The organism is Paenibacillus sp. MY03, from assembly GCF_002165585.1.
GTDB classification, from domain to species: Bacteria; Bacillota; Bacilli; order Paenibacillales; family Paenibacillaceae; genus Pristimantibacillus; species Pristimantibacillus agaridevorans.
This window is the reverse complement of record NZ_MXQD01000063.1, coordinates 43,507-53,547: the sequence shown is the minus strand read 5'-3', so window position 1 is coordinate 53,547 and position 10,041 is coordinate 43,507. Positions and strand designations below refer to the sequence as shown.

Below are 10,041 nucleotides of genomic sequence, written 5' to 3'. Positions count from 1 at the left end.
ATGTTGGTACACAAACTATTTTACTTCATCGGGAAATGCCAATTGGATCGAGAATTGAGGGCGTTAATCCCCTTAAAGTCGGAAAATCTGGTTTAAAAGCAAAATTAGAGGGTGATTTTCCTTTAACATCTTCTATTCTTATTGAGTGGCAGCATTCACAATGCACTCACAATCATCGTACCGATGTCGACTATCCCGCGTTAAACGTCTCTCCCTCCATATAATGTCCTATTGATGCCCATTGCTCTACAGACACTAAGCCTGTGCTCACTTTGCAAACGTCCGCTTCTGGTTAGAGGGCAGCGTCCATTTGGTGATGGATGGCGCGAAGATCGTTTATGCAAAATACATTGAATCGTTTGGAAATGGGAGTTCTGCGCATAAATTTCCGCAGAAAGGGGTAAGCTGACAACTGCCCGCAAGAAGCGGGCAGAAGGCGGGGTGAAACACAGTGCTTCGGAATGTGGTGGTGAAAACCATTCTTCTCCTCATGAGTCTCGCTCAAGGCGAATCCGTTTCGGCATTGCACCACGATCCACTATTGCTGCATACTTCCTCATCCGGTAAGGAACACACGTCTATTGTGCAGGCAGCTGCGCCCGCTTATGCGAAGTGGGGGAGGCTCGCCGTGCAAGAAACGGCAAAGGCGTATAACGGAGCCGCCATCGTCGACTACAAATACGAAGGGCGAAGTCAGCTTGGGGAGGGGATAGCCGAAGAAAAATTCCGGCTATGGCTCAATCAGAGCGGTCGGGAATTCGGCGTCCGGGTTACCGTATCGGTAGAAGTCGCGACGGATACTTCACGCGGCGTAAAATTCGAAGAGCTAGGACATTAAAGACAGAAACAGCGGTCTATTCAAAAGCCAGGATAAGCTATTCCTGAAGCGTTGAATGAATACGCTGTTTTTTTATTTTTACAATCGTAACCTACGTTTTCAGTACCGAATTCGATATGGATTAAGCATCAGGAGGAATACTTTGCAATGAGAACCGGACTTTTTTTGAAAAACCTCTGTAAGCTGCGCCTTATGCCATCTTTCATATTTGGAAGAAATAGCAACTTTATGGCGTTAAAAACCGTTACAATAGAAAGAGGCAAGGCATACTTTTAATTGAATGTTGAAAGAAAAGGGGAAGAGGCGTGAGAGGAGAACGTACATATCGACAGCCATTTTTTGCGAGAGCAGCGTTGGCCCTAATTGTATTCCTGCTGGCTTGGCCGGCGCTCGCAGTCCATGCGGATGGCGAAGGATCCGGGATTAGTCTTCAGTCAACGATCGGCTATCAAGGCAGCTACAAGGACGGACGCTGGTATCCGGCCAGACTAATCTTGACGAACGATACGGAAGATACGTTGAAAGGCGATCTCGTATTATCCTACATTAACGGAGATAATGTCACGACGAATTCCGTCGTTCCGCTGGAACTTCCGCCGGGATCGCCGGTGCAAGTGACTGTAGGCGTGCCGGGCGTCATTTTGAACAAAGACAGCAACCGAATCGCCTTCTACGAGGGTGGCTACAATGACAAAGGCACGGGGAAACAGCTTGGCGAGAGAGGATATCTTGATTCCCGAAATTCGCTAAGCTACATGATCGGAGTTGTATCGCGAGATCCGGATACCTTTAATTTTATGCCACAGTTGAATCAGAAAGGGTACGATATCGCCGTTTATCCGCTTAAACCCGAAGACTTGCCGGACGAAACGGAGCTGCTGGATTCGCTGGACGTTATCGTTATCAACGATATCCCCACGGGAGACTGGAGCGAGAGCCGGGTCCAGGCGATTCGGGATTGGGTCATTAGAGGAGGAACGTTAGTCCTCTCCGGCGGCGCCGGCTATGAACAAACGTCAAGAGCATTTGCCGAGCTGGCGCCTGTGGTAGCGGGGGGCACTTCGCAATTAACAAGCGCCCTGGCTCTGGAGTCGGCTGGCGGGGAGAGTCTGGCGCTGCCGAATGGTCTTACGGTATCAAACGGCAAAGCCGTCCGCGGCACGGCTATCGTTGTTGAAGGCGAGGTACCGCTCGCTGTGTCCGCCGAACAAGGCTTCGGACAAATCGTATACGCGGCATTTGATCCTTCCCTGGAGCCGATGGCTTCGTGGGCGGGAAGCTCATTGTTGTGGGCCAAGCTACTTAGCGACACCTTAATGCCGACATCTGTGAATGCGGCAATGGGATCTGGCGGATATTTGAATCAATATTGGCAGCTAAACAATATTCTCGATTTGTTCCCATCCATTAAACAACCCGAGCTGCTGCTGCTTATTGCTATGTTAGGTATTTATATATTAGTAATTGCGCCTATGTTGTATATCGTGCTCGCGAAAGCCGATCGCAGAGAATGGGCATGGTGGCTCATCCCGGTATTATCGATCGTCATGGGGGTCACGGTATTCTTCATCGGCTCCGGCGATAAGCGGTCCGTTATGTCGCATACGGTGGAGATCGTAGAAATATCCGGTGACGGGCATGCCGTCATATCGGGAGGCACAGGCATCTTTACTCCGGCCGGCGGCACCGTTACGGCGTTGTTCGACGAAGCAAAACCTATTCGTTTCTATGGCGATAACGGAATGAGAAACGGCCTCAATTCGAACGGGCATTATCAATTGTGGAGTGGCAACGCGGAGACAAAGGCCGTCTGGAAGGGCGTTCCGTACTGGTCCACTCGCAAGCTTTGGACAGATCGGCAAGCAGCCGCTGCAGAAGAGACAGGTACTCTGGATGTGAGCTATAAGGTTGACAACGGTACTTCCAAAGCCATCGTCACCAACAATACGACGGTTGATTTGACCGACGTCTATCTGCTTGCGCAAGGATCTTCAACGTCGATTGGCGATCTTAAGAAAGGGGAAAGCGGCGAAGCCGTACTGCCGTCCATACCCGCTCAAGGCTACTATTATTACGGCGGAAGCGTGTTCCCGCATCCAATGAATAACAGGCAAGTCGATGAGCATCGCAGACAACGCGAGCTGCTTGACATGTACTTCAATCGATTTAATAACGGAGTGCTGCAGGCACAACAACCCGTTATCGTAGGTTTCAGCGAAGACCATGCGAGCCAATACTTGGTCGACGGCGCCAAAGTTCAATCCGATAATTTACGTATGTGGATCAAGGAACTGGAGCCCGTTATCCAGACTGGCGGGCGGGTGCACGTCCCCGCAGGAGCCATGTCGCCCATTATGACCTCGAATACGATTCAAAGCTACAGCTCATATGGCGATGGAACGATGCAAATCAGCGCGGGAGAGATGGAGATGGAATATTTGTTGCCTAACGGATATGGAGTCGCCTACGACAAACTGGATATTAATTTCGTAAATGGAAACAGCAATCCAAACGCGGTGTGGAGCATCTGGCAGGAATCGACTGGTCAATGGGTCGAGCTTGGCGGCAGCCTGGAAGCGCCGGCTGCTTACCTGACTCCCGCGCAATCTATACGTCTCAAGATGGTCAGTACATCGGAAGGCATGATCTGGATGCCGCAGCTGACGTTGGAAGGAGAGGTTTTGCAGCCATGAGCGAAGAAAAGGCAACTTTTGTATACGAGAACGAAGCAGAGAGCGGAGCCAATACGGCTGTGGAAGCCGCTGCAACTCCGATGATCGAAATACGCGGGCTAGCGAGGTCCTTCGGCAACTTCCATGCGTTGAAAGGCATTGATCTCACGATCGGTAGAGGAACCGTATTCGGATTCGTCGGTCCCAACGGCGCGGGCAAATCGACAACGATGTCCATCCTCGCGACGCTGCTGGCGCCCTCAGCAGGCGTGGCTAAAGTAGACGGCTTCGACGTCACCAAACATCCGCACGAGGTTCGCAAGCGAATCGGTTATATGCCGGACTTTTTTGGCGTGTACGACCAGTTTAAAGCTGTTGAATACTTGCATTTCTATGGAGCGAGCTATGGCATTCCGAAGGCGGAGCGCGAGGCGCTCATCCCGCAGTTGCTGGAGCTTGTAAACCTGACGGACAAACGGGATGCTTACGTGGACAGCTTGTCCAGAGGGATGAAACAAAGACTGTGCCTCGCCAGATGTCTCGTACATGATCCGGATCTGCTTATTCTCGATGAACCCGCATCCGGCCTAGATCCCCGCGCCCGGATCGAGATGAGGGAAATATTGAAGGAACTGAAGTTGATGGGCAAAACGATTATTATTTCCTCTCATATTCTGCCCGAGCTGGCGGAGATGGTAGACGAAATCGGTGTCATCGAGCACGGTCAAATGGTTGCGGTAGGCAATGTAGCCGATATTCAGAGCCGGCTGCGCGTTAAACGAATTCTGCATATCCGATTGCTTGACCGTCTGGAGGAAGCCGAATCATACTTGGAAGAGCAGCCATTCGTCAATAAACTGCTGCGCGACGATCGCGGCATTGGAATCCATTACGGCGGCGATGACTCCGATCAGGCGGAGCTGTTGTCCGGACTGATGGGGCAGGGCTTCCGTATCGTATCCTTTAGCGAGGCGCAGACGAATCTTGAGGACGTGTTCCTGGAAATTACGAGAGGGGGAGCCGCCGATGAATGAACATGCCGCTGCCGGAAGAAACAAATTCAATTGGCGTTCGAAGCTGATCAACCCGGTGCTCGACAAAGAGTTCCGGCTTCGCATGCGCACGCCGCGTGCCATGTGGACGCTGTTTTTCTACTTATTCGCTCTCGGACTTATGTCGCTGAGCGCCATCTACTTGACGCAAGGAATGTCGGGCAGAGGCGCGGCCTTCAATCCCGAGCAAAGCAAGGTTTTGTTCTATTTTCTGAGCATGGCGCAGCTTGGTTTGATTGCCTTTATGGCGCCAGGTCTGACGGCAGGCGTCATTAGCGGCGAGAGGGAGAAGCAGACGCTGAATTTGCTGCTTACGACGCAGCAAAGCTCCGCGACGATCGTACTCAGCAAGCTGGTGTCATCCTTAAGCTTTATGATTCTCATCGTGTTCGCCACGGTACCCGTTTACAGCATGATGTTTCTCTATGGCGGTGTTTCGCCGAAGCAGCTTGTGCTCGTATTTGTTTTCTACTTGTTTATGATGATTGTGCTGGGTTCGTTCGGCATTTTGTTCTCGACCCTGTTAAAACGTACGATGATATCGGTAATCTCCACCTATGGAGTGACGTTGTTTATGTTCGCGGGAACAGCTATTTTGTTCTTCGTCATGCAAAGCGTCATGGATCAGGCTCGCGCAGCGGGAACGATCTCGGCTACTACCTCCTATTCATGGGTCGGCCATATTATCGCGCTGAATCCTGTAGGCGCCTTGTACAGCATTCTTGACCCTTCCATTTCCGATCAGGCGTTTATGGTCAACCGCTGGAGCGGGAACACGCAGCCGAAAGGCGCGCCGATGGCTTTGTGGCAAGAATTTATGATTGTATTCGGCGTACTAGCAATCTTCGCGAATTGGATGGCAATCCGTCATTTGCGCCCTCGGCTGAGGGGGAGAACCGGACGTAAGTAAGCCGGGGCGAAGGAAGGAACGAGAAAACAGGAGAAACATGACTTTTTAGGGGGAGGTTCAGGATGAATAAGGATCCATTGCTGCATGACCTAAGCAAAGTGAAAAAGCGCCTGACCTTATTCGCACTGACCCGGATGGGGTTGTACGGCTTGCTCGGGGGGAGCTTGGCGGGCGCGATTATACTTGCGGCCAGCCGGATTTGGCCTTTGCTGCATTCGCGGCAGATGCTACTGATCGTTGTAGGCGCAGGCTTGGTCGTTGGCATCGGATTAGGGATCTGGCGGCGCGCAAGCGTACGTGACGCGGCCAGGCAGATGGATCGGGGCGAACCGCAAGATGCCATCTCGACGGCCCTGGAAGGTTTAATGCCGAAGGAGCCTGGTTCCGTTCGTTCCGCTAATGAGATTATCGTGCGATTGCAGCGCGAGGAGGCAGAAGAAGCCGCCAGACGTTATACGTCGGATTTGAGACGAACTTTGCCATGGCCAGTCTGGAAACGGTGGCGCCCCCTCGTATTTGGGGCGTTGGCTGCATGGTTGATGATCGTTCTGCTTCTGCTGTTGCCTAATCCGTTGGATGACAGGGCGGAAGCGTTGGCGGAATCCAGAGAGGCGATCCGTCAGATGGAAAAGGAACGCGAGGAGCTCGAGAAAAAGCTTGAGGAGCTTGAGCTGCCTGACGAGGAGAAGGACAAGCTTCTGAAACCGCTCGACGAGCTGCGCAAGGAGCTCAAAGAGCCGGGCGTCGACTCCGCGAAGGCGCTTAAGGAGCTTGAAGCGGCAATGAAGGAGCTGGAGCTCGCGGCAAAGGAAGCGCAGGCTGCCGCTCAGCGGCTGCAGGCTGTAGCGGACGCGATGACGGAGCAGCGCGAGCTTAAAAAGATCGGCGAGGCGATGCAAGCCCGCGCCGCCGAAGCGCTCGCAGACGCGATCGACGAGCTTCGCTCGCGTCTGCGGGAGCTGTCGCCAGCGGAGCGCGAAGCGCTGGCGGAAGCACTGGAGCGGCTGGCCGGGCAGCAGCCGCAAGAAGGCGCCGCCGGCGAGCTCGCGGCGGCGCTGGATGAGGCGGCGCGGCAGGTGCGCGACGCCGGAGAAGCTTCGGCGGCCGAGGGTGAGCCCGCCGGTGGCGAGGAGGGCGGCGATGGCCTCGCCGCCCTGGAGCAAGCGCTCGCCCGCGGGCTGACGCAGGGCGAGCTGGAGGAGCTGGCCCGGGCGGCTGCGGGCCAGCTCGGGCAAAGCGGCCGCCAGCTGGCGGAGTCGCTGGCCGCTCAAGGCGGCGCTGTGCCGCCGTCTTGGGCAGCTGGCCAAGCGGGCAGCGGCGACGGGGCAAGCCCTGGCAGCAACGGGGCAAGCCCCGGCAGCGGCAGCGGGGCAAGCCCTGGCAGCGGCAGCGGGGCAAGCACTGGCAGCAGCGGGGCAAGCCCTGGCAGTGGAGCGGGCCAAGGCTCTGGCAGCGGAGCAGGCCAAGGTTCCGGCAGTGGAGCGGGCCAAGGTTCTGGCAGCGGAGCGGGCCAAAGCTCCGGCAGCGGAGCAGGCCAAGGCTCTGGCAGCGGAGCGGGCCAAGGATCCGGCAGCGGAGCGGGACAAGGCAATGGCAGCGGAGCAGGTCAAGGCTCCGGCAGCGGAGCAGGTCAAGGCTCTGGTGCCGGATCAGGAGTCGGCGGTCGGGAATTGGTGACAACGCCCAGAAGTATGCAGGGTGATGGCCAGATTGAGAACGACTTTGGTCCATCGACCGGTGGAACCACACAGAATGGCGGACAATCTCCGATGATCGACGGTACCACTCGTCCATACAACGAAGTGTACGGCGAATACGCCGCTGAAGCGAAGTGGACACTGGGACGAACTCAACTGCCTGCCAGTATGCAGGATAAAGTCAAACAATATTTTGATCAAATACAACCGGACTAACGATTCCGTGATTCCATGTGTTGCGCGCCGGCTCTCCCGGGTCGGCGTATTCATGTAGTACGTAACAGAAGGACCTGACTGCACGACGAAATTGATATTTCAAACACAAACGTGTCGCACAAGAGGAATCGACAAAGATGTGTATGAAAATTCATACACATTTGTTCAACCAGTAGCTTCCGAACATAATTGTGTATGATATTTCATACTCAATCACTCGTCAAAGTACCAGGCACCCCGAATGTATATGATATTTCATACACAAACTTGTCGCGCAAGGGGAATCGACAAAGATGTGTATGAAATTTCATACACGATTGCTCAACAAGTAGCTTCCGAGCACTATTGTGTATGATTTTTCATATACAATCACTCGTCACACAGTGCCTGGCGCCACCATGTTGAATCGTCATTAAACCCCTGCCATTATCATGTTGGAGTTGCGGCAGGAAGATGTGAAAGTGATTGAGACGAACACGATTATAAAGAGAGAACATGATTCAGAAAAGTGATTCCGAATACTACAGGGACCCCTAAGCCCCTGCGATCATAAGAGGAGGCATTAACAATGATAGAGTCGAAGGAGCAGCTTGCGGAGGCTGCGGGACGGATTGCGGCACTAAGGGAGGAAGTCGGGAAGGTAATCGTGGGGCAACGCACGGTTGTGGATCAGCTCCTTTGGTGTCTTGTGGCAGGGGGACATGCTCTGCTGGAGGGGATTCCGGGACTAGGCAAAACGATGCTGGTCCGCACCGTAGCTGACGCCGTGGCGCTGCAATTCTCCCGCATTCAATTTACGCCGGATCTGATGCCGTCGGATATTACGGGGACGACGCTGATCGACTTCGGCGCGGCAGGAGCCGCATCGCAGCGATTCCAACCGGGACCGATCTTCGGCAATCTCGTGCTGGCGGACGAGATTAACCGCGCGACGCCCAAGACGCAGAGCGCGCTGCTGGAAGCGATGCAGGAAGGCACGGTAACGGCTGGCGGCGAGACGCATAAGCTGCCTCGGCCGTTCTTCGTATTGGCTACTCAAAATCCGATCGAGCAGGAGGGTACGTACCCGCTTCCGGAAGCGCAGTTGGACCGATTCCTGTTGAAGATCGGAGTGGATTATCCGACGCGAGAAGATCTGAAGGAAATCGTTCGCCGCACGACAACTAGCGCGAAACCAAGCGCGAGCACGATCATTAGCGGCAGCGAGCTGCTGGAGCTGCAAGCTGCGGCGAGGGAGCTGCTTGTCTCCGAGGATGTGCTGGATAACGCAGTCAAGCTTGTCATGATGACCCATCCCGGCGAGGAGGATGCGCCGGAAGAGATCAAGCGATATGCGAGATTCGGAGCAGGACCGCGCGCGCTGCAAGCGCTTGTGTCCGTAGCGAAGGTCAAAGCGCTTGCCTCTGCCAGGCTTCATGTGTCATGGGGAGATATCCGCGATGTCGCGCTGCCTGTTCTGCGGCATCGCATCGTGCTCAGCTACGAAGCGCAGGCGCTCGGGATGGATACGGATGCCATGACGATGTCAATTATTCGCGAGATCGAGGCCAAGCGATGACTTCGACGAAGGAGCTCCAGCAGATAAAGGGCGGAGACGAAGCTTTCTCTTATTTGTTCCCGGAGTCCGGACTGCTCGCAAAGCTGGAGCGAATGAGTCTGGCCGGAGGAAGCCGCGTGCAAGGGACATTGGCAGGCAAACGACGCTCGACCTCGCTCGGCGGCTCCCAGGAATTCGCGGATTACAGACCGTATGCGCCTGGCGACGATATTAGACGGATCGACTGGAACGTGTACGGACGAACGGGCAAACCGTTCATTCGCCAATATTGGGATGAACAGGAGCTGCATGCTACGTTGTATATAGATACTTCCGTTTCCATGTCAAATTTCGGCGGGGTAGAGGCTAATAAGCTGACATGCGCCCTCCGTCTGGCGGCAGCCGTCGGATACGCCGCCTTGTGCGGCGGCGATCGTCTCTCCGTCCGAACGTTCGCCGGACAAGGGATGGACGAAGGTGTGCGGCTGGCAGGCGGCCGCGCGTCATCGTTGCATCTGTTTCGGTACTTGGCCGATCAGAAACCATCGAACCCGGCAGCAGACCTTCCGTCTAAACGGTCAGAGGCGACGGCAGCAGGAATCGGCATCTCCGATCAGAAGCCAGCGAAATCTGCATCACCCCATTCAATTAACCCTCCAGAGACGCGGGAAGCAGATGCCAGTATCTCCGATTTGTCTAGGCCCTTTCGGCAACCGGGGAGATTGCCCAGAAGAGCGGGGGTGAGCTGGGTGTTTACGGATGGCTGGTATGAATCGGGGATCGCGGAGACGCTGCTCGCTCTTGCAGCTGCCGGTCAGCATGTCGTGTTCGTCCAATTGTTGTCTCCGCAGGAGCTCGATCCGCGCCTGGATGGGGAATTAAGGTTGATCGACGCGGAGCTCGGCACTGGCAAGGAAGTGGCGTTGTCCGGCGGCTTGCTGCGACAATACCGTCAAACGCTGGCAGAATTTCAGGACGAGCTGAGACGGCAATGCGCCGATCGCGGCATCCCGTTTGTTTTCATCGACACATCCAGATCCATCTCCGATATAATAGCCAGTCTTGCCACGATACCGAATACGCTGCGTCTTTAGCGGCTGGTTCTCATTCGCATCATGA

At 54.8% G+C, this 10,041-nt stretch carries 8 protein-coding genes; all 8 read left to right on the top strand.

Translation table 11 applies throughout. The features are described 5' to 3' along the window. Window positions 1-224: hypothetical protein (locus B1748_RS37285; protein ID WP_218781682.1), on the top strand; the 224-nt coding region annotated here is incomplete at its 5' end. Between the two features lie 227 nt (window positions 225-451). Continuing rightward, entirely contained in the window at window positions 452-838 is a 387-nt protein-coding gene (locus B1748_RS32515; protein WP_087572129.1) for a DUF3889 domain-containing protein, read from the top strand. A gap of 305 nt (window positions 839-1,143) precedes the next feature. Beyond that, a complete protein-coding gene (locus B1748_RS32510; protein WP_087572128.1) occupies window positions 1,144-3,531 on the top strand; it encodes a hypothetical protein in 2,388 nt (795 codons plus the stop codon). A gap of 80 nt (window positions 3,532-3,611) precedes the next feature. Beyond that, window positions 3,612-4,544: an ABC transporter ATP-binding protein gene (locus B1748_RS32505; RefSeq protein ID WP_087572132.1), complete on the top strand. Its 933-nt coding sequence runs from the start codon at window positions 3,612-3,614 to the stop codon at window positions 4,542-4,544. Next, window positions 4,537-5,472, top strand: coding sequence for an ABC transporter permease (locus B1748_RS32500; RefSeq protein ID WP_087572127.1), 936 nt, complete (start codon window positions 4,537-4,539; stop codon window positions 5,470-5,472). The genes B1748_RS32505 and B1748_RS32500 overlap by 8 nt, the downstream gene beginning before the upstream one ends. A gap of 62 nt (window positions 5,473-5,534) precedes the next feature. Beyond that, window positions 5,535-7,385: a hypothetical protein gene (locus B1748_RS32495; RefSeq protein WP_087572126.1), complete on the top strand. Its 1,851-nt coding sequence runs from the start codon at window positions 5,535-5,537 to the stop codon at window positions 7,383-7,385. A gap of 568 nt (window positions 7,386-7,953) precedes the next feature. Continuing rightward, complete coding sequence (locus B1748_RS32490; protein WP_087572125.1) at window positions 7,954-8,943, top strand: AAA family ATPase; 990 nt, start codon at window positions 7,954-7,956, stop codon at window positions 8,941-8,943. After that, complete coding sequence (locus tag B1748_RS32485) at window positions 8,940-10,016, top strand: DUF58 domain-containing protein (RefSeq protein ID WP_087572124.1); 1,077 nt, start codon at window positions 8,940-8,942, stop codon at window positions 10,014-10,016. The genes B1748_RS32490 and B1748_RS32485 overlap by 4 nt, the downstream gene beginning before the upstream one ends. Window positions 10,017-10,041: the final 25 nt, after the last annotated feature.